General features: G+C 67.0%; 16 protein-coding genes and 1 riboswitch. Of the genes, 7 read left to right on the forward strand and 9 right to left on the reverse strand.

What is annotated here, in order from left to right:
• Position 1: 1 nt before the first annotated feature.
• The 6 genes from ruvA to HV786_RS02210 all read right to left on the reverse strand — a co-directional run bounded on the left by ruvA (position 2) and on the right by HV786_RS02210 (position 5530).
• Entirely contained in the window at positions 2-574 is a 573-nt protein-coding gene (gene ruvA / locus HV786_RS02185; RefSeq protein WP_128830056.1) for a Holliday junction branch migration protein RuvA, read from the reverse strand.
• A gap of 128 nt (positions 575-702) precedes the next feature.
• A complete protein-coding gene (gene ruvC, locus HV786_RS02190) occupies positions 703-1251 on the reverse strand; it encodes a crossover junction endodeoxyribonuclease RuvC (RefSeq protein ID WP_056321180.1) in 549 nt (182 codons plus the stop codon).
• Positions 1251-2840, reverse strand: coding sequence for a bifunctional phosphoribosylaminoimidazolecarboxamide formyltransferase/IMP cyclohydrolase (gene purH, locus HV786_RS02195; protein ID WP_063953103.1), 1590 nt, complete (start codon positions 2838-2840; stop codon positions 1251-1253). The genes ruvC and purH overlap by 1 nt, the downstream gene beginning before the upstream one ends.
• A 101-nt stretch (positions 2841-2941) precedes the next feature.
• Complete coding sequence (locus HV786_RS02200; protein ID WP_006217670.1) at positions 2942-3181, reverse strand: helix-turn-helix domain-containing protein; 240 nt, start codon at positions 3179-3181, stop codon at positions 2942-2944.
• Between the two features lie 36 nt (positions 3182-3217).
• A complete protein-coding gene (gene dusB / locus HV786_RS02205) occupies positions 3218-4243 on the reverse strand; it encodes a tRNA dihydrouridine synthase DusB (RefSeq protein WP_175209996.1) in 1026 nt (341 codons plus the stop codon).
• A 117-nt stretch (positions 4244-4360) separates the two neighbouring features.
• Complete coding sequence (locus HV786_RS02210; protein WP_175209906.1) at positions 4361-5530, reverse strand: UbiH/UbiF/VisC/COQ6 family ubiquinone biosynthesis hydroxylase; 1170 nt, start codon at positions 5528-5530, stop codon at positions 4361-4363.
• A gap of 78 nt (positions 5531-5608) precedes the next feature.
• On the opposite strand from HV786_RS02210, the gene HV786_RS02215 reads away from it, so the two are divergent.
• Positions 5609-6073, forward strand: coding sequence for a TM2 domain-containing protein (locus HV786_RS02215; protein WP_128830060.1), 465 nt, complete (start codon positions 5609-5611; stop codon positions 6071-6073).
• A 13-nt stretch (positions 6074-6086) separates the two neighbouring features.
• Here the strand turns inward: HV786_RS02215 and HV786_RS02220 are convergent, their stop codons facing one another.
• Positions 6087-7427, reverse strand: coding sequence for an aminopeptidase P N-terminal domain-containing protein (locus HV786_RS02220; RefSeq protein ID WP_175209908.1), 1341 nt, complete (start codon positions 7425-7427; stop codon positions 6087-6089).
• Positions 7428-7571: 144 nt separating this feature from the next.
• Positions 7572-7763, forward strand: a riboswitch (yybP-ykoY riboswitch).
• 43 nt (positions 7764-7806) lie between these two features.
• Here HV786_RS02220 and HV786_RS02225 point away from each other — a divergent pair.
• The 5 genes from HV786_RS02225 (at position 7807) to HV786_RS02245 (ending at position 14951) form a co-directional block, all read left to right on the forward strand.
• Positions 7807-8811 carry a sodium:calcium antiporter gene (locus tag HV786_RS02225; protein ID WP_128830061.1) on the forward strand — a complete coding sequence of 335 codons (1005 nt, stop codon included), beginning with the start codon at positions 7807-7809 and terminating at the stop codon, positions 8809-8811.
• Positions 8812-9252: 441 nt separating this feature from the next.
• Entirely contained in the window at positions 9253-9585 is a 333-nt protein-coding gene (locus tag HV786_RS02230) for a hypothetical protein (RefSeq protein WP_062840354.1), read from the forward strand.
• Between the two features lie 430 nt (positions 9586-10015).
• Complete coding sequence (gene mgtA, locus HV786_RS02235; protein WP_128830062.1) at positions 10016-12814, forward strand: magnesium-translocating P-type ATPase; 2799 nt, start codon at positions 10016-10018, stop codon at positions 12812-12814.
• 53 nt (positions 12815-12867) lie between these two features.
• Entirely contained in the window at positions 12868-13971 is a 1104-nt protein-coding gene (locus HV786_RS02240) for a porin (RefSeq protein WP_128830063.1), read from the forward strand.
• A gap of 107 nt (positions 13972-14078) precedes the next feature.
• On the forward strand, positions 14079-14951 hold the full coding sequence (locus HV786_RS02245) for a cytochrome c oxidase assembly protein (RefSeq protein WP_108006619.1): 873 nt from the start codon (positions 14079-14081) through the stop codon (positions 14949-14951).
• A gap of 52 nt (positions 14952-15003) precedes the next feature.
• Here HV786_RS02245 and galU read toward each other — a convergent pair whose 3' ends face one another.
• Positions 15004-15855, reverse strand: a complete 852-nt coding sequence (gene galU / locus HV786_RS02250) for a UTP--glucose-1-phosphate uridylyltransferase GalU (protein WP_128830064.1) — start codon at positions 15853-15855, stop codon at positions 15004-15006.
• Between the two features lie 56 nt (positions 15856-15911).
• Between galU and HV786_RS02255 the strand changes: the two genes are divergently transcribed.
• Positions 15912-17435 (forward strand): M48 family metalloprotease, encoded by a 1524-nt coding sequence (locus HV786_RS02255; protein WP_128830065.1) that lies wholly within the window; start codon positions 15912-15914, stop codon positions 17433-17435.
• 87 nt (positions 17436-17522) lie between these two features.
• Here the strand turns inward: HV786_RS02255 and HV786_RS02260 are convergent, their stop codons facing one another.
• Positions 17523-18623 (reverse strand): YheT family hydrolase, encoded by a 1101-nt coding sequence (locus HV786_RS02260; protein ID WP_062840359.1) that lies wholly within the window; start codon positions 18621-18623, stop codon positions 17523-17525.
• Positions 18624-18629 lie beyond the last annotated feature (6 nt).

The following is an 18629-nucleotide window of genomic DNA, read 5'->3' on the forward strand; positions in this document are numbered from 1 at the left end:
GTTAGCGCACCAGCGCCTTCAGCGCCTGTTTGATGCCGTCGGACACGCCCACGCCTTCGGGCAGCGTCTTCAGCGCCGACAGCGATTCCTTCTCGGAGTAACCCAGCGCCAGCAGGGCATTCAGGATGTCGGACTGGTTGTCGTGCGTGACGTGCGCCGCTGCGCCGATGTCCGCGCCCAGCTTGCCGCGCATCTCCAGCAGCAGCCGTTCCGCGGTCTTCTTGCCGATGCCGGGCACGCGGGTCAGGCGGCCGGACTCCTGCAGCGTGATGGCCTGCGCCAGGTCCGCGACCGACAGGCCGGACAGCACAGACAGCGCCGTGCGCGCGCCGATGCCGCTGACCTTGATGAGTTCACGGAACGCGCTGCGCTCGCCGGCCGAGGCAAAGCCATACAGGATGTGGGCGTCTTCACGCACGGTCAGGTGCGTGTAGAGCGTGACGCGCGCGCCCGTCTCGGGCAGCGAATACAGCGTGCTCATGGGCACGTCGATGTCATACCCGATTCCGCCCACATCCACGCAGATCGTGGGGGGCAGTTTTTCGATCAGGGTTCCGGTGATTCTTCCGATCATGGTGAGAGGCCTGCAATGGTGGCGGCCGCGGAACGCGCGGCGAATGCGGGGATTCTATACGGGAGGGCCTGGCAGCGGGTCGGGCCGCCCGGGGAGGGCCACCCAGGTTGTGGCTGCCCGGGCTGCGCTCAGCCGATCAGCCGGCCATTGCGGATGCGGGTCTTGCCGCCCATCCGCAGCGCGCTGCCCAGACGTTCCAGCTTGTCCTGCAGCGGTCCCACGTGCGCGTGGCAGATCGCGCAGGCCAGCGCGTCGGCCGAGTCGGGGGCCGGCATGCCATCCAGCGCCAGCAGGTGCTGCACCATCATCTGCACCTGCTCTTTCGCGGCGCGGCCAGTGCCGACCACGGCCTTCTTGATCTGCAGCGCGGTGTACTCGTGCACGTCCAGCGAACTGTCGGCCAGCGCGCAAAGCGCCGCGCCGCGGGCCTGGCCCAGCAGCAGGGTGGAAGCGGGATTGGTGTTCAGAAAGACGATTTCCAGCGCGGCCACGTCAGGTTGCGTGTCGCGGGCCACCTGGCGCAGGTTGTCCAGGATGACCTTCAGGCGTTCGGACAGCGTCAGCGCCGGCGGGACCACGATGGTCCCGCTGGCCACGTAACGCAGCCGCGAGCCTTCGGCATCGATCACACCGAAGCCGGTGCGGCGCAGGCCGGGATCGATGCCGAGGACGCGCATCAGTGGCGGAAGTGGCGGGTGCCGGTCAGCACCATGGCGATGCCGTGCTCGTCGGCGGCGGCGATGACTTCGTCATCGCGCACGCTGCCGCCGGGCTGGATCACGCAGGTTGCGCCCGCCGCCACCACCACGTCCAGGCCGTCACGGAACGGGAAGAACGCGTCGGATGCCACGGCCGAGCCCTTCAGGGTCAGGCCGGCGTTTTCCGCCTTGATGGACGCGATGCGCGCCGAATCGATGCGGCTCATCTGGCCCGCGCCCACGCCCAGCGTCATGCCGCCGCCCACGAACACGATGGCGTTGGACTTGACGTACTTGGCGACCTTCCAGGCGAACGACAGGTCGTTCATTTCCTGCTCGGTGGGTTGGCGCTTGGTGACGACCTTCAGGGCGTCGCGCGGCACGTTGTAGGCGTCCGGCGTCTGCACCAGCCAGCCACCGCCCACGCGCTTGATGTCGAAGGCGTTCTGGCCGGTGCCCATCGGCACTTCCAGCACGCGCACGTTCTTCTTGGCGGCCAGGATGGCCAGCGCGGCGCCGTCGTAGGCGGGGGCGAGCAGCACTTCCAGGAACTGCGCGCTCACAGCCTCGGCCGTCGCGGCGTCGACCGGACGGTTGAAGGCGATGATGCCGCCGAAGGCCGACGTCGGGTCGGTCTTGAAGGCCTGCTGGTACGCGCCCAGCGTGTCGGCCGCAACGGCCACGCCGCAGGGGTTGGCATGCTTGACGATGACGCAGGCGGGCGCTTCGAAGCTGCGCGCGCATTCCCACGCCGCGTCGGCGTCGGCGATGTTGTTGTAGGACAGTTCCTTGCCCTGCAGCTGGCGGTAGTTGCCCAGCAAGCCGGCCGGACGCTGCGCGTCCACGTAGAAGGCGGCGCTCTGGTGGGGGTTCTCGCCGTAGCGCAGCGCCTGCTCCTGCTTGACCTGCAGGGTCAGCGTGCCGGGCCATTCGTTACGGGCGGGCACGGCGTCCTGCTCGGGCTCGGCCGCGGTCAGGCTGGTCAGGTAGGCGGCGATGGCGCCGTCGTAGGCGGCCGTGTGCGCGTAGACCTTGGCGGCCAGGGCGAGGCGCAGGCCGTAGGAGGTGGCGCCGCCCTTGTCCATTTCGGCCAGGACGCGCGAATAGTCGACCGGGTCGATCACGACCGTGACGCCGCCGGCTTCGGTGCCGTGGTTCTTGGCGGCGGCGCGCAGCATGGCGGGCCCGCCGATGTCGATGTTCTCGACGGCGTCGGCAAACGTGCAATCGGGCTTGGCGACGGTCTCACGGAACGGATACAGGTTGACCACCAGCATGTCGATGCGATCGATGCCAGCCGCCTTGATGGTGTCCATGTGCTCGGCGCTGTCGCGGCGGGCCAGCAGGCCGCCGTGGATCTTGGGGTGCAGCGTCTTCACGCGGCCGTCCAGGATCTCGGGCGAACCGGTGTGAGCGGCCACTTCGGTGACGGTCAGGCCGGAGTCGGCGAGCAGCTTGGCGGTGCCGCCGGTCGAGAGCAGGCGCACGCCACGCGCGGCCAGGGCGCGGGCAAATTCAACGATGCCGGTCTTGTCGGACACCGAAAGCAGGGCGGTTTCGATTTTCATGATGGGACGGAGTGGGGCGGGAGCGCCTTTCTCGTTCTGGTCGGATGGGAAATCTGGAAGCGGCGGCGGCGCGACGCATGCGCCGCCCGCGCGAGGGAAATCTATACCTGGATATTGTGCGCCAGCAACTTCTTGCGCAGGGTGTTGCGGGTGATGCCCAGCATTTCGGACGCCCGGGACTGATTGCCGCCCGACCGCTCCAACGCTACTTCAAGCACCGGGCGCTCCACGCAGCGCATGACCATGTCCCACATATCGTGGGGCTCGGACTCGCCCAAGTCTTCGAAATAGCGCTCCAGGCTGGCGCGCACGCATTCTTCCAGGACATCTTTCTTGCTCATTTGAGTACAGATATTTTTATGTTGGTGTTGAGGCGGTCATGCCGCCAGCAGGGCTTGCGCGGCCGGCGCCGGGGTACAGCTGCCGTCGCTTGAGAGGGTGTCGAACCAGTCCGCCACCGCCCGCCATTGGTCGCGGGTGTTGTCGATCAGGTTCATGCGGGCGCAAAACGAATCCGCGCCCGGCAGGCCGTCCACATACCAGCCTATGTGCTTGCGCGCGGTACGTACGCCGGTGTGCTCGCCATAGAAACGGTAGTGGTCGTCGAGATGTTCGAGCAGCAGCTCGCGCATTTCCCCGTAAGAGGGAGGGGCCAGTGTTTCGCCCGTGCGCAGGTAGTGGTCGATTTCGCGGAAGATCCACGGGCGGCCCTGGGCCGCCCGGCCAATCATGACCGCATCGGCGCCAGTGTAATCCAGGACGTGCCTGGCTTTGGCGGGCGAGTCGATATCTCCGTTCGCGATCACGGGGATGCCGATTTCAGCCTTGACGGCGCGGATGGTGTCATATTCCGCCTCGCCCGTATAGAGGTCGGCCCGCGTGCGGCCGTGCAGGGTCAGGGCGGCGATGCCCGCGTTTTCGGCCAGCTTGGCCACGCGCAGCGCATTGCGGCTGCTGCGGTCCCAGCCGGTCCGGGTCTTCAGGGTGACGGGCACGCCAAGCGGTGCGCAGGCGGCCACCACGGCGTCCAGGATGCGGACGATCAGGTCTTCGTGGCGCAACAGCGCCGACCCGGACGCCACGTTGCACACTTTCTTGACCGGACAGCCCATGTTGATGTCGATGATCCGGGCGCCCTTGTTGGCGTTGAACGCCGCGGCCTCAGCCATCATGGCCGGATCCGCCCCCGCAATCTGCACGGAAATGGGGGCGATCTCGCCGTCGTGGTTCAGGCGGCGCGATGTCTTGACGCTATCCCACAGTTTGGGGTTGCTGGCGGCCATCTCGGACACCGCGTAACCCGCCCCCAGCTTCTTGCAAAGCTGGCGGAAAGGACGGTCCGTCACGCCCGCCATGGGCGCGACAAGAACGTTGTTGGGAAGGGTCCACTGGCCTATGCGCATGCTCACATTTTAACCGGCTCGATCGAACCCCCATTTTTGGAGGGACGATGGCCTGGTAACAGATGGGGGGGAACGAGGGGAAGCCGGCCCCTGAACGGGGCCGGAGCCGACGGGGATTTACGCCCGGAATCCTTGGAGCAGGTGCTGGGCGAGCGGGGCGCGCATGGGGGAGGCCAGATCCATCCCCAGCAGGGCGGCGCCGCAGGCGTGTTCCACGGGCGCCAGCCCCGTGGCGAAGATGCGCGGCATGAAATCGGTAAGTCCGGCCGTGATGAAGCGGTCGAGGTGGCGCGCGCTGGCGAACTCGGCCAGGGCCGGTCCGGGATTGGCGCCGGGACGGGCCAGCCAGCCGGTCAGCGTCTGAGCAAGGCGCGCCGCATCGCGCAGGCCGAGGTTCAATCCTTGGCCCGCCACCGGGTGCAGGGTCTGCGCGGCGTTGCCGATGGCCGCGACCCGGCCGTGCACCTGGGCGCGCCGGGCGGACAGGGCCAGCGGAAAGACATGGCGCGGCGCATGGCTGGTCAGTCGGCCCAGGCGGTCGCCAAAGGCCTGCGTCAGCGCATGCGAGAACGCGACGTTGTCCAGGGCAGCGAGTTCGGCCGCGCGGTCCGGCGCGCTGCACCAGACGACGGAATAGGCATCCGGGGTCTGCGGGTGCGGCAGCAGCGCCAGCGGACCTTCGGAGGTGAAGCGCTCCCAGGCCCAGCCGCGCCGCGGCAGGGTGGCGTGGGCGGTGGTCAGCACGGCGTGCTGGTCGTAATCGCGCCGCACATCCGTGGCGCCGGCGCCGTCGGACTGCACGGCGACGCCGCAAAGGATTTCCGTGTCGCCCTGCTGGATGCGCACGCCGTCGGCGTCCTGCATGCCGATCTGCGCCGGGGGGCCGGCCAGCACGGAGACGCCGCAAGCGGCCACGCATTCGTCCAGCTTGGCGTACAGGCCGGAATAGGCCACCACGCTGCCCAGCTGGGGCACGCCAAAATCGGTGTTCTGGATGAGCGTTCGGCCCAGCCGGCCGCGCTGCGACACGTGGATGTTGCGAATGTCGGCCGAGCGTTCAGGCCAGGCATGCAGCGACTCCAGCAGCACCCGGCTGCCGTGGTTCATGGCCAGCACGCGCGGATCGGCGGCGGGCACGGCCGCGGCCGGGGTGACGGGCGCCGGTGCGCTGCCCGCGAGCAGGGCGATGCGCGCCGGGTCCGGCGCCACGCGCGCCAGCATCAGGGCCAATACGCGGCCCACGGGGCCGGCGCCAAGAATCGCAATGTCGAAGGCGGAGGAAGTCATGCCCGGATTTTAACCGTCCACTACAATCGCGGCAGCCGCCGCCGCTTGGCGCCTACGCCCCTTTTCCGGTTGATTGACATGACGCAGGCTCAGGCTTCCTCTTCGCTATCCGCCGTCTCCGCGCGCCGCCCCCTCAGCAAGGTCGCGGTGGGACTCTTGGCCTGCCTGTTCGGCGCGTTTGGCGCGCACTGGTGGTATCTGGGCCGGCGCCACGCCTGGCTGGTGACCGTGTTCGCCGCCGTGTGCCTGTTCTGCGCCATGCGCTTCTACCCGGTCTGGTACGACAACCCCGCGTTCTTCCTGCTGTTCATTCCCATGATCGACGGGTTCATCGAAAGCGCGGTCTATTCCCTGATGCCCGACGAGAAGTTCGACCGGATCTGCAATCCGGGCCTGGGCAAGGTGTCTTCGACAGGCTGGGGGCCGGTGCTGGTCGCCATTCTGGCGTGCCTGGTCGGCGCCATCGTCACCATGTTCGCCATCGCGATGGTGGTGGTCTACGTCTGGGTGGCCATGGGCTGGCTGGACGGCTACGTGCTGTAGGCCGCCGGCCGCGTCATTCGCGCATCAGCGCCTCGATCTCGCTGGCCTGCACCGGCACGCCGCGGGTGATCAGTTCGCATCCTTCGTCCGTGACCAGCGCATCGTCTTCCGTGCGGATGCCGATGTTCCAGTAGGCCTCGGGCACATCGTCCGCGGGGCGCACGTAGATGCCCGGCTCGATGGTCAGCATCATCCCGGTTTGCAGCGTGCGCCACGGCCGATCGGTGCCGGGCGCGCCGGGCTGGCGGTAGTCGCCGACATCATGCACGTCCAGGCCCAGCCAGTGCCCGGTGCGGTGCATGTAGAAGCGGCTGTAGTCGCCCGATTCCAGCACGCCGTCCAGCGATCCCTTCAGCAGTTTCAGGTCCAGCATGCCTTGCGCCAGGACGCGCAGGGCGGCTTCGTGCGCATCGTTGAAGCTGCGGCCGGGCGCGGTGGCCTGGGCGGCCGCGTCCTGCGCCGCGACGGTCAGGTCATAAAGCGCGCGCTGCGGGCCGCTGTAGCGGCCGTTCGCCGGAAAGGTGCGGGTGATGTCGCTGGCGTAGCTGTCCACTTCGCAGCCCGCATCGACCAGCACCAGATCGCCGTCGCGCAGCACTGCCTCGCCCGCCGGGTAGTGCAGGACACAGGCGTTGGCCCCGGCCGCGACGATGCTGTTGTAGGCCACGGACTGGGCGCCGTGGCGGCGGAATTCATAAAGCAGCTCGGCCTCGATCTCGTACTCGCGCATGCCGGGCCGCGCCACGCGCATGGCGCGCGCGTGGGCGCCGGCCGAAATCTTGGCCGCGCGCCGCATGGCGGCGATTTCCGAGGCGTCCTTGATGAGCCGCATGTCGGCCAGCAGCGGCCGCACGTCCTGCTGCCGGCTGGGCGGCTGGCGCCCGCCGCGGCTTTTCTCGCGCGCCGCCGCCAGCCAGCGGTGCAGGCGGCCGTCCGTGCGCTTGTCCCCGGCCAGCGGGGCGTACAGGGTGGGGTGGTCCAGCATCAGCGCGGGCACCAGTTCGTCCAGCGCGTCGATGGGATGGGCGTCGTCGAATCCGAAATGGGCGGCCGCGGCCTCGGGGCCGAAGCGCTTGCCCTCCCACAATTCATGCTCCACGTGACGTGGCCGGCAGAACAGTACGGCGCGGTCGGTCGAACCCGCCACCAGCACCACCCAGGCGTCGGGTTCGGTAAAGCCCGTCAGGTAGAAGAAATCGCTGTCGTGCCGGTAAGGAAATTCCGCATCGCGGTTGCGGATGGCTTCCGTTGCGGTCGCCAGGATGGCGATGCCGCCGCCTTCCGCGCGCATGCGATCCATCAGGCGCTGGCGCCGCGCGGCGAAAGGGGCGAGGTCGTCGGGAGGCAGGCTCATGTCGGGCGGGCCGGGCGCGCAGCCCCGGCAAGGGCGGAAGATGGGGCTACTTTACCTGCCATCCCGCGAATGCAACACCCCGTGGCGTATCCGCGTTGGCCGTGCGGTGATGACTGGACAACGTGCCGGCCGCTGCTACAATCGCCGCTCTGTCATTGGGGAGTAGCCATCCTTTGTCCCCAAAGGAGTCAGCGTCAACAGACTTGGTGGTTCAGTGCTGCGGAGCAGCCGCTAGAACCCCATGGCGCTGACGGCACCCACGTCCGGCTTGCAGCCGCGTGGATCAGCCAGGCGAGACCTTTGGCCGCGTAGCGTTCACCCTTGGCCGGGCGAGCCGCTGCGTCGCGCCAATGGTATCCGCTCGTCCGGCCGCATTCCCATGTTGCTCACCCTTTTTCTGTTCTTCCTGTCCGCGGCAGTGATCTACTTCGCGTGCGAGTTCTTCGTCAATGGCGTCGAATGGGTCGGTCACCGCTTCCAGCTGGGCGCCACCGCCACCGGCACCGTACTCGCCGCCTTCGGCACCGCGCTGCCGGAAAGCGCCGTCACCTTCATGGCCGTGGTCTTCGGCGATACCCCCGAACAAAAGGACATCGGCGTCGGCGCCGCGATGGGCGGTCCCCTGGTGCTTGCCACGCTGGCCTATGCGGTCGTCGGCCTGGCTCTGTGGCGCGCCCGCCGCGGCAAGCCCACGCAGGCGAACTGTATCAACGCGGACCAGCGCCGGCTGGCCCGCGACCAGGCCTGGTTCATGGGCATCTTCATCTTCAAGGTGGGCCTGGGCCTGCTGGCCTTTGCCTGGAAGCCCTGGCTGGGCTTCGTGTTCCTGGTCACCTATGCGCTCTACATCAAGCGTGAACTCAGCAACGACGAGGCATCCCTGGACAGCGATGACCTCGAACCCCTGAAGCTGCGGCCGCGCGACGAGGACCCCTCCATGTTCTGGGCCGTCACGCAGACCGTCATGGCGCTGGTCGTGATCGCCGGCGCCTCGCACGTGTTCGTGAACCAGATCGAACTGCTGGGCATCGCCATGGGAGCCTCGCCCCACGTGGCAGCGCTGCTGCTGGCCCCGGTGGCCACCGAGCTGCCGGAGATCATGAATGCGCTGATCTGGGTGCGCCAGGGCAAGGAGCGCCTGGCGCTGGCCAACATTTCGGGCGCCATGATGATCCAGGCGACGATCCCCAGCGCGCTTGGCATCTTCATGACGCCGTGGCTGCTGGATGAGCCGCTGCTGGCGGCGGGCTGTTTCACGATGCTGTCCATTGGGCTGCTGTGGCTGCGTTTCCGCCGGTCGGCCATGAGCGTGCCGGCGCTGTCGGCGGTGGGCGGGCTGTACGCGATTTTCGCGGGCTACCTGGGCTGGCACTTCTACGGGTAACGACGGGCAGGCCGGGCAGGCGTGCGCACCTGTCCGGCTTTGGCGCTTTTCTGCGTCAAAAATGCACCCAACCCTTGTCCATCAGTACAAACCCGCGTAAAATTTCGCTGTTTTCCATCCCAGGAGCAGTCTTCGTGAATACCGATTCCGGCGAAAGTTGTCGATCTTGCATCGACGTCGCTGTCTGACAGGATCCACGCAGAACTCCGTCTGCCGCATCCTGTCATTCAGCAGGTTGCGGTGTATCCCAGGCGCCAGGCTTCAGCCCGGCCAGTAACGCAGGCCCTCGGCCTGCCGGGACCCTCCCCAACGTAAACCGCCAGAACCGCCGCTAGTCGCAGCGCCAGCGTTCGTGCACGTTCGTCGTGTCCGCCGCCAGGGCGCTGTCCGGCTGCGCACGTGTTCGCGATCACGCTCCGCCTTCTTGTCATGGAGGTCGTTATGCGTTTCTTCGACTTGTTCCTGCGCCGTGCCGGCGTGGACCGCGCCACCGCCCTGGGCCGCCGCCGCGGCACTTCCCGGCTGACGGTGATCTGTCCGCGTGGCGAGCTCGGCGCACTGCGCAAGCAGATCTGCCTGGACTTCAGCGCCGCTGGCCTGGATGTCGCCCAAGTGCAGGTCGACCAAGGCCAAGATCCCGATCTCGCGTCGGCTTGCATCACGATCAATTGCCCGCCCGAACTGCGGGCTGAATTGATGACGCAAGCGCGCCGTTTGAGCGCCAATCCCGCTGTGCGCCACGTGCATTTCGGCGCGCAGGCCGCGATGGCCTGATCCCCCCAAACATTTCCTTCCCCCGGAGAAATCATGCCTAGCGCCTTAGACCCAGAGCCTCGATTGCGCCCTGTGCGCGGCTCCGGCATGCCTATCTGACCCGTCACTCACTGCGAGCCGACTGGCCGGATAGACATCCCGGTCCGTACGGAACCCGCAGCCTGGAATCCCCGGCCCCGCCCGCGTCCTGCGAGCATCGGCGTCCGGTCCCGGTTCCACAGCCCGCTTCCCTTCCGTTTTTCGCACCCGGCGCGCCATAGACGCGATCCGGACACCGGCAACATTGCTCCGGCGCCTTCGCACGCCCGTCACCGGCGGCCTCACGGCATTTCCCAGGAAACGCCGCGGTCCGCTGCTGCCTGCGCGCGGCCGCCACCGGCAGGGTCGTCCGTGTCTCCCGCAACAACACCAATAAATGCGGAGCACTCCCATGTTTGCTTTCCTGAAATCCTTTTTTTCTTCCGCTGCGCGTCTGCGCCGCACCGGCCGGCACTTTCGCCGCGCCCCCATCCTTGAACAAGGCGCGGACAACGCCGCGGTTTCCTCCGAAGCCGCCCGCCGCGCCAGCCAGCGCATGGTCGAGACCTCCCGGCTCGGCTTCGATTCCCTGTTCGAGCGGTTCGGCAGCGGCTGGGGCGGACTGTCCGACGCCCAGGCGCAGGCCGCCCGCGAACGGCATGGCGCCAATGAAGTCGACCACGAGAAGCCGCTTTCCTGGCCGCATCACCTGTGGCTGTCCTATCGCAATCCGTTCAACCTGCTGCTGACCGCGCTGGCGGTCCTGTCATGGCTGACCGACGTGCGCATGGCGGCGCCCGAGGACCAGTCGTGGACGGCCGTTGCGATCATCGGCTCGATGGTGCTGATCTCGACCGTGCTGCGCTTTGTGCAGGAGCAGCGTTCGAACCGCGCCGCCGAAGCCCTGAAGGCGATGGTGCGTAACACCGCGACGGTTCTGCGCAGCGATGCCGGATCGCCCGACGCGGACAATGGCCGGCGCTTCTTCGGCGCAGCCTTGCACGCCACCGGGTCGCAACAGCGCGAAGTGCCGCTGGCCGATCTGGTGCCCGGCGACGTCGTGCTGCTCTCCGCCGGCGACATGGTCCCCGCCGACTGCCGCATTCTGAACGCCAAGGACCTCTTCGTGGCGCAGGCCGCGCTGACGGGTGAATCGCTGCCTGTTGAAAAGCACATGTCCCCGCGCGTGCAGTCGGCCAACCCGCTCGAACTGGAGAACATGGCCTTCATGGGCACCAACGTGGTCAGCGGCGCGGGCAGCGCACTGGTGGTGGCGACCGGCTCGGACACGTACTTCGGCCAGTTGGCGGGCCGCGTCACGCAGACCTCGCGCGCGCCCACGCAATTCCAGCAAGGCATCAACCGCGTGAGCTGGATCCTGATCCGCTTCATGCTGGTGATGGCGCCGGTGGTGATGCTGATCAACGGCTTCACCAAGGGCGACTGGCTGGAGGCGCTACTGTTCGCGCTGGCCATCGCCGTGGGTCTGACGCCCGAAATGCTGCCCATGATCGTAACGGCCACGCTTGCCAAGGGAGCCGTGCGCATGTCCCGCCGCAAGGTCGTCGTCAAGCGTCTGGACGCGATCCAGAATCTGGGCGCCATGAACGTGCTGTGCACCGACAAGACCGGCACGCTGACGCAGGACCGCATCGTGCTCGAGCGCCACACCGACGTCTATGGCGCGGCCAGCGACGACGTGCTGGCCTATGCCTACCTGAACAGCTACTACCAGACGGGACTGAAGAACCTGCTGGACGTGGCCGTGCTGGAGCATGCGGAAGTGGCGCGCAGCCTGGACCTGGCGGGCCGCTACCGCAAGATCGACGAGATTCCGTTCGACTTCTCGCGCCGCCGCATGTCCGTCGTGGTGAACGAGACCGAAAACGGCCGCGACCACCACGAACTGATCTGCAAGGGAGCGCTGGAGGAAATGCTGGAAGCCTGCACGCGGCTGCGCGTGGGCAGCGAAGTGCATCCGCTGACCGACACGCGCCGCGCCGACATCCGTCACGTGACGGCTGGTCTGAACCGGGAAGGCCTGCGCGTCATTGCGGTCGCCGTGAAGGAATTGCCGCCCACGCAGCAGGCCTACGGCGTGGCGGACGAATCCGACCTGGTGCTGGTGGGATACATCGCGTTCCTGGATCCGCCCAAGGAATCGACGGGGCCCGCGCTGGCCGCGTTGAAGGACTCGGGCATCGAGGTCAAGGTGCTGACCGGCGACGTCGAACTCGTCACGCGCAAGGTCTGCCGCGAGGTGGGACTGGACGTGCGCAAGGTGTACCTGGGCGCCGAGATCGAGGCGATGGACGACGCCGAGCTGGCGGTCGCCGTGCGCGAGGCCAACGTGTTTGCCCGGCTGGCGCCGATTCACAAGGAACGCATCGTTCGCAGCCTGCGCGCGCAGGGCGACACGGTGGGCTTCATGGGAGACGGCATCAACGATGCCCCGGCGCTGCGCGCGGCGGACGTGGGTATTTCGGTGGATTCCGCGGTGGATATCTCGAAGGAGGCCGCCGACATCATCCTGCTGGAGAAGAGCCTGATGGTACTGGAGGACGGCGTGATCGAAGGCCGCAAGACCTTCTGCAACATGCTCAAGTACTTGAAGATGACGGCCAGCTCGAATTTCGGCAACGTGTTTTCGGTGCTGGTCGCCAGCGCCTTCCTGCCCTTTCTGCCGATGCTGCCCATCCATCTGCTGCTGCAGAACCTGATGTACGACATCTCGCAGACGGCAATTCCGTTTGACAATGTCGACGAAGAATTGCTGAAGCAGCCGCAGCGCTGGGATCCGGAAGGCCTGGGCCGCTTCATGGTGTTCTTCGGCCCGATCAGCTCGATCTTCGATATCGCGATGTACGCCGTCATGTGGTTCGTGTTCCAGGCCAATTCGCCCGAGCATCAGACGCTGTTCCAGTCCGGCTGGTTTGTCGAGGGCCTGTTGTCGCAGACGCTGATCGTGCATATGATCCGCACTCGCCGGATTCCTTTCCTGCAAAGCCGCGCGTCCTGGCCCCTGATGGGAATGACGCTGATGGTGATCACGTTGGGGCTGGTGCTGCCGTTCTCGCCGCTGGCGGAGTACTTCCAGTTGCAGGCGCTGCCCTGGAGCTACTTCCCCTGGCTCGTCGGCATCCTCCTGGGATATTGCGTGCTGACGCAGACGCTCAAGCATTTCTGGGTCCGCCGCTACGGCTGGCAGTAGGCTGATGCAACCGGCGGCGGGCTCCGCGCCCGCCGCCAACGCAAGGAAAGATCATGAGAATTGCATTTTTCGCCGCCTTGACGGCGGCCGGCCTGATGCCTTCCTGCGCGGCGGTGGCCGCGGATGGCGGCACCAGCGTGCAGCTGTACGGCATTGTGGACGCCGGCGTTGCCGTGACCCGGGTGTCGGGGCAGGGCAGCCAAAGCGGCCTGCTGAACGGCGGCCTGACGGACTCGCTGTGGGGCCTGCAGGGGACGGAAGACCTGGGCTCCGGGTGGGCCGCCAGCTTCCAGCTTGAAAGCGGCTTTGACCCGTCCAGCGGCACCGCGGCCGACAGCAGCCGGCTCTTCAATTATGGCGCCTGGGTAGGCTTGGCCCATGCCAGCTACGGCGACCTGCGCCTTGGCCGCCAGTACACGGTCGGCCAGACCTATGGCAACGCGCTTGAAATCGCCTCATGGAAAGACATGGGCATGGGTGCGACCTTCAAGGCGTCCGACAATTACCAATTCAGCAACATGGTGAACTGGTATTCCCCGCAATGGCAGGGGTTCCAGGCCGGGGTCGGCTATGCCTTCGACGCGGATGGACAGGACCAATTTCGCGCCAACCAGAACACTCGTGCGATCAGTCTCGGCCTGAAGTATGAGGACGGGCCGCTCCTGGCCGTGGCCACCTGGGAACAATTGCGGCTGGCCACCCCGCCCGCGCAGGCGGGCGGGCGTCCGCAGGCATTCCAGGTGGGCGCCTCGTATGACTTCGAGGTGGTCAAGGTGTCGCTTGCCTGGTCGCGCCAGCGCAACGGATATGTGGGGCTGGACGGCGGCGACCCCGACGGACTGGGCCTCGGGCTGGGACCCGCGGCCTTCGTGCAGGGCGGCACGGTCGACGCCTGGCTGGTCGGGGTCAGTGTTCCGGCCGGACCGGGCGCCGTCCTGGTGCAATGGTCGCTGGCCCGGCCCGACTGGCGTTGGGACAACGGCATGACGGCGCGCAATGCGCAGGTTGCGACGCTGGGCTATACCTACGACCTGTCCCCGCGCACGACGCTCTACGCCTTCGCCGGCTACGCGTCGAACTACACGCTGGATAACCAGTTCGACCCCGGCAACGCCCACACCACGCGCATCGGCACGGGCGTGTCACACCGTTTCTGACACGTTCCAGCCCGGGCCGGCGCCCGGCAGCGCGCGATGGCGGGGTCTACTACAATCGCCGAAAGACGGCGCCGGGCGCCGGCCCTTGTCTTCGCGTCGTTTCTCGGATGGCACGCATGGATAGTCTCGAATGGCTCGTACCCTGGGAGTTCTCTCCCACGCTGGTGGCTTCCTTCCTGGTGGCCATCGTGCTGTTCGTACGCGGCCAGCGGGTCCACCACGTCACGCGCGCGCGTCAGATCCTTTTCTGGACGGGGATGGTCCTCCTGTACCTGTCCCTGCACACCCGGCTCGACTATTACGCCGAGCGCATGTTCTTCATCCATCGCATCCAGCATCTGGTGCTGCACCATCTTGGGCCGCTGCTCGTCATGGCGGCCTTCCCGGGGCAGGTGATGCGGGCGGGATTGCCGATGCGGTGGCGCGTGCGGCTGCGTGATTTCCTGCGCACCGGCACGGGCCGGGCCACGGTGGCGGTGCTGACCCACAAGATCTTCGTGCCGGCGCTTTTCGTGTTCCTGGTGCTGATCTGGCTGATTCCGTCGGTGCAGTTCTACTCGATGCTCGACTGGCGTCTTTACCGTCTCATGAACTGGTCGGTCGTGATCAGCGGGTTCATGTACTGGAACCTGATCCTGGACCGCCGTCCCGCGCCCCCCGCGGCCATGTCGCCCGGCGGGCGCGTCATTTCGCCGGTGGCGACCATGCTGCCGCAAATGGTGGCGGGCGCCGTCATCGCTTTCACGGAAAGCGACATCTATCCGCTCTTTGAGCTATGCGGGCGGGCGATCGCGATGTCGGCGCAGACCGATCAGACGATCGGCGGCCTGACGATGTGGATTCCTGCCGCGCTCGTTGAGGTGATCGGGCTGATGGTGGCGTTGGGCACGCTGATGCGCCTGTCGGCCAAGGGGCGGCTGCGTAAGGCGGACCGCGATGCGCGCGCGCGCGCCAAGTCGGGCGCGGCGCTGTCTTCCTGAACCCGGCGGTGAACGCGGCACTGATGTGCCCATTCCCGCCAAGCCGCGCCGGTCATTCCGGCAGCAGGCCGTGATACTTCCTGCCCAGCGCCACGGTGGCCTGGAACATCCCCGCCTTGTTGCCGCAGTCGTAGCGCACGCCATCGAAGCGGTGCGCATAGACCTCGCGCTCGCGCATCAGCGAGGCGATGCCGTCGGTCAACTGGATTTCATTGCCCGCGCCCATCTTGGTCGAGCGCAGATGGTCGAAGATCGCCGCTTCCAGCACATAGCGGCCCACCACGGCCAGCGTCGACGGCGCGGCTTCGGGATCCGGCTTTTCAACGATGTGCGTGACGCGTTCGGTGCGGCCATCCGCCTGCGTGTCGCCCGTATGCGTGGCCACGATGCCGTACTTGCGGGTGTCGGCACGCGGCACGTCCTGCACACCCAGCACGCTGGCGTTGCGCGCCACGGCGACGTCCACCAGCTGCTTCATCGCGGGCGTATCGGCGTCGATCAGGTCGTCGGCCAGCAGCACCGCAAAGGGCTCGTCGCCCACGGCGGGGGCGGCCGACAGCACGGCATGGCCCAGGCCCAGCGGGGCCGATTGACGAATATAGAGGCAATTGACGTGCGCGGGTAGAATGCCCCGCACCATCGCCAGCAGTTCATGCTTGCCCTTGCTTTCCAGGTCGGATTCCAGCTCGGGCGCGGAGTCGAAATGATCTTCGATGGCGCGCTTGTTTCGGCCAGTCACGAATATGAGATCGGTAATCCCCGCGGCGACGGCTTCTTCCACCGCGTACTGAATGAGGGGCTTGTCGACCACGGGCAGCATTTCCTTGGGCATCGCCTTGGTGGCGGGCAGGAAGCGGGTGCCCATGCCGGCGACAGGGAAAACGGCTTTACGGACGGGACGCATTGAGACCTCGTTGAGGATTCGATGAAACATTTTAAGCTCATCGCTATCATAGGCTTATGAACCGCAGGAAAATGCCATCCATTTGCTCGATTGCGAAACGGGGCGCGATCGCGAGCCTATGCGCGGCGCTCGCCATGCCCGTTGCTCCCGTCACCGCATGGGCGCAGCCGGTCGGGCTGCCTTCCATGGGCGCCGCCTCGTCGTCCGACCTGTCGCCCATGCTGGAGCGCACGCTGGGCGAAGCGATCATGGCGCAGGGCCGCCGCGACCCTTCCTATATCGACGATTCCGAACTTAGCCAATACCTCACGACGATGGGGCGCAAGCTTGCGGCGTTTGCGCCGGGCGGCGTGCCCGAGGTCGAGATGTTCGGCGTGCGGGATCCCGAGATCAACGCATTCGCGATGCCGGGCGGCTTCATCGGGATCAATACGGGCCTGATCGTGTCGTCGGCCAGCGAATCCGAGCTGGCCGCCGTGGTGGCCCACGAAATCGGACACGTCGTGCAGCGCCACATTGCGCGTGGCATGACCCAGCAGAACCAGAACGGCATGCTGATGCTGGCCAGCCTTGCGGGCGCGCTGCTGGCGGCTTTGGCGGGCGGGGGCGGCAACCTGTCGATGGGCGTGGCCGCCTTCGGGCAGGCGGCGGCCATCAATCGCCAGTTGGGATTCTCGCGCGACGCGGAACGCGAGGCCGACCGCGCGGGCTTGCAGATGCTGACGAAGGCTGGCTACGACGCCGACGGCATGTCTCAGATGTTCGCGCGCCTGATGAACGCATCGCGCCTGAACGAAGGCGCGGGCGGCGGCTCGTGGGCCAGCACTCACCCGCTGTCGATCGAGCGTATGTCGGACGTGCAGAACCGCGCCCGCGCGCTGCCGGCCTCGCGGCACCTGGATAGCGACGACTTCTGGTACATCCGCGCCAAGATGCGCGTGGTGCAGGGCCGCGACACGGTCGGCCTGCGCACGGCCGGGCAGCAGTTGCAGGACGAGGCCCAGGCCCTTTCGGGCGTGCGGCAGTCCGCCGCGTATTACGGGCTGGCCCTGCAGAACTTTCAGCGCAATAACCTTCCGGAAGCGGAACGCTACTGGAACCTGGCTTCCGCCAATGGACGCAGTTCGCCGCAGCTGGCAAAGCTTGCCGTGGATATCGCGCTGGCGCGCAAGGATTATCCGCAGGCGATGTCGCTTGCCCAGGCGGGCACCAAGCGCTATCCCGATCATCGCGCGCTGGGCATCGCCTACGCCCAGGCGCTGCAGGCCAACGGCCGGCATGCCGAGGCGCAGGATTACCTGCGCGAGAAGATCAAGCAGTGGGGCAGCGACGAACCGAGCCTTTATCAAATGCTGGCGCAAAGCGAAGAGCGCAACGGCAAGCCGGTGCAGGCGCGCCGCGACCTGGCCCGCTACTACGTCATGACGGGTGCGTACGCCGCCGCGGAGTCGCAGCTGCAACAGGCGCGCGGCCTGTCCAACGACTTCTACGAGCAGTCGCAGATCGACGTGCAGATCAAGGAAGTCAAGGACAAGCTGGCCGAAGAGCGCCGGCTGCTCGAGCGCTTCAAGTCAGGTTGATACAAGGTGTCTGACACCCTTGAGGCAGCGTCGCAAGCCGCGGTTGACTCTCGCGGGTGTCAGACACTTTCTGAGCTGGCCGCGCCTTTACAGCCCGGTTTCGAAGAACCGTCCCAGGCGCTGGGGCAGCCAGTTCAGGTGCCCCGGAAAGCTGCCCGTGGGAAAGCCCGCGTGCCCGCCATCGGAAGGTTGATGCAGCAGGATGCCCGGCGCGCAGTCTTCTGGCTTGGGCAGCGAGGCGGCCGGGATGAACGGGTCGTTGCGCGCATTGAGCACCAGCGTCGGCACGGCGATCTTCGGCAGCCACGGCTTGCTGGACGCGCGCGTCCAGTAATCCAGCGCATTGCGAAAGCCGTGCATCGGCGCGGTGTAGGTGTCGTCGAACTCGCGCAGGTCGTGTGCGTGCGCGATCCGCATGACATCGATGGAACCGGGAAAACGATGCGCCTTTTCCAGCACCTTGTGCTTGAGCGTCTTCAGGAAGTGCGCCGTGTACACGCGCCGGTTGAAGATGCCGGTCGACAGCGTCTTGCCGCAGGCAACCAGATCCATCGGCGCCGACACGCCGGCGCAGGCGGTCAGCCAGGTGGTGTCTTCCTGGTGTTCTCCCAGATACTTCAGGAGCGCATTGCCGCCCAATGACACGCCGACGGCGTGCCAGCGCGCGTGCGGAATGCGCTGGCGCACGGTGTTCAGCAGGAAGCCGACCTCGGCCGAGTCGCCGGAGTAATACGCGCGGGCCAGGCGGTTGGGCACGCCCGAGCAACCCCGAAAGTGCGCGATCACCACGATCCAGCCGCGTGCCCGGAAGTAATGCGCGATGGACTGCGCATAGCGGCTGTTGCTGCCGCCTTCCAGGCCGTGGAACAGGATCAGGGCAGGGGTGTCGGGGGTTTGCGGCAGCGACTTCCAGTCGGCGTCCGTCATCCAGCGTGCCGCGGCGGTCTTGCCGTTGCCGACCGGGCGTTGCCCGCTTACCGGCGCGCCGTCGGCGGCCTTGTGCGGAAACAGCCCAGGGCCGGTCCAGTCGAAATCGACGAAGTCTGTGTCCGGCGTGTCGACGCGGTCGCGCACGAACGCGATGCGGTGATACTGCGCGAACAGGGCGGCGTAGACCGTCTGGCTGTCGCCCCCGGGAAGCCAGGGCGGGACGGGGCAGGGCGTTGTATCAAGACGAGCAGGGGCCAACTGGGA

The sequence above is a fragment of the Achromobacter mucicolens genome, assembly GCF_902859725.1.
Classification (GTDB): Bacteria; Pseudomonadota; Gammaproteobacteria; order Burkholderiales; family Burkholderiaceae_B; genus Achromobacter; species Achromobacter mucicolens.

What these genes read in the sequence shown, in the direction of transcription:
- ruvA (WP_128830056.1), bottom strand. Translation starts at nt 574, where the DNA reads ATGATCGGAAGAATCACCGGAACCCTGATCGAAAAACTGCCCCCCACG.
- ruvC (WP_056321180.1), bottom strand. Translation starts at nt 1,251, where the DNA reads ATGCGCGTCCTCGGCATCGATCCCGGCCTGCGCCGCACCGGCTTCGGT.
- purH (WP_063953103.1), bottom strand. Translation starts at nt 2,840, where the DNA reads ATGAAAATCGAAACCGCCCTGCTTTCGGTGTCCGACAAGACCGGCATC.
- HV786_RS02200 (WP_006217670.1), bottom strand. Translation starts at nt 3,181, where the DNA reads ATGAGCAAGAAAGATGTCCTGGAAGAATGCGTGCGCGCCAGCCTGGAG.
- dusB (WP_175209996.1), bottom strand. Translation starts at nt 4,243, where the DNA reads ATGCGCATAGGCCAGTGGACCCTTCCCAACAACGTTCTTGTCGCGCCC.
- HV786_RS02210 (WP_175209906.1), bottom strand. Translation starts at nt 5,530, where the DNA reads ATGACTTCCTCCGCCTTCGACATTGCGATTCTTGGCGCCGGCCCCGTG.
- HV786_RS02215 (WP_128830060.1), top strand. Translation starts at nt 5,609, where the DNA reads ATGACGCAGGCTCAGGCTTCCTCTTCGCTATCCGCCGTCTCCGCGCGC.
- HV786_RS02220 (WP_175209908.1), bottom strand. Translation starts at nt 7,427, where the DNA reads ATGAGCCTGCCTCCCGACGACCTCGCCCCTTTCGCCGCGCGGCGCCAG.
- HV786_RS02225 (WP_128830061.1), top strand. Translation starts at nt 7,807, where the DNA reads ATGTTGCTCACCCTTTTTCTGTTCTTCCTGTCCGCGGCAGTGATCTAC.
- HV786_RS02230 (WP_062840354.1), top strand. Translation starts at nt 9,253, where the DNA reads ATGCGTTTCTTCGACTTGTTCCTGCGCCGTGCCGGCGTGGACCGCGCC.
- mgtA (WP_128830062.1), top strand. Translation starts at nt 10,016, where the DNA reads ATGTTTGCTTTCCTGAAATCCTTTTTTTCTTCCGCTGCGCGTCTGCGC.
- HV786_RS02240 (WP_128830063.1), top strand. Translation starts at nt 12,868, where the DNA reads ATGAGAATTGCATTTTTCGCCGCCTTGACGGCGGCCGGCCTGATGCCT.
- HV786_RS02245 (WP_108006619.1), top strand. Translation starts at nt 14,079, where the DNA reads ATGGCACGCATGGATAGTCTCGAATGGCTCGTACCCTGGGAGTTCTCT.
- galU (WP_128830064.1), bottom strand. Translation starts at nt 15,855, where the DNA reads ATGCGTCCCGTCCGTAAAGCCGTTTTCCCTGTCGCCGGCATGGGCACC.
- HV786_RS02255 (WP_128830065.1), top strand. Translation starts at nt 15,912, where the DNA reads ATGAACCGCAGGAAAATGCCATCCATTTGCTCGATTGCGAAACGGGGC.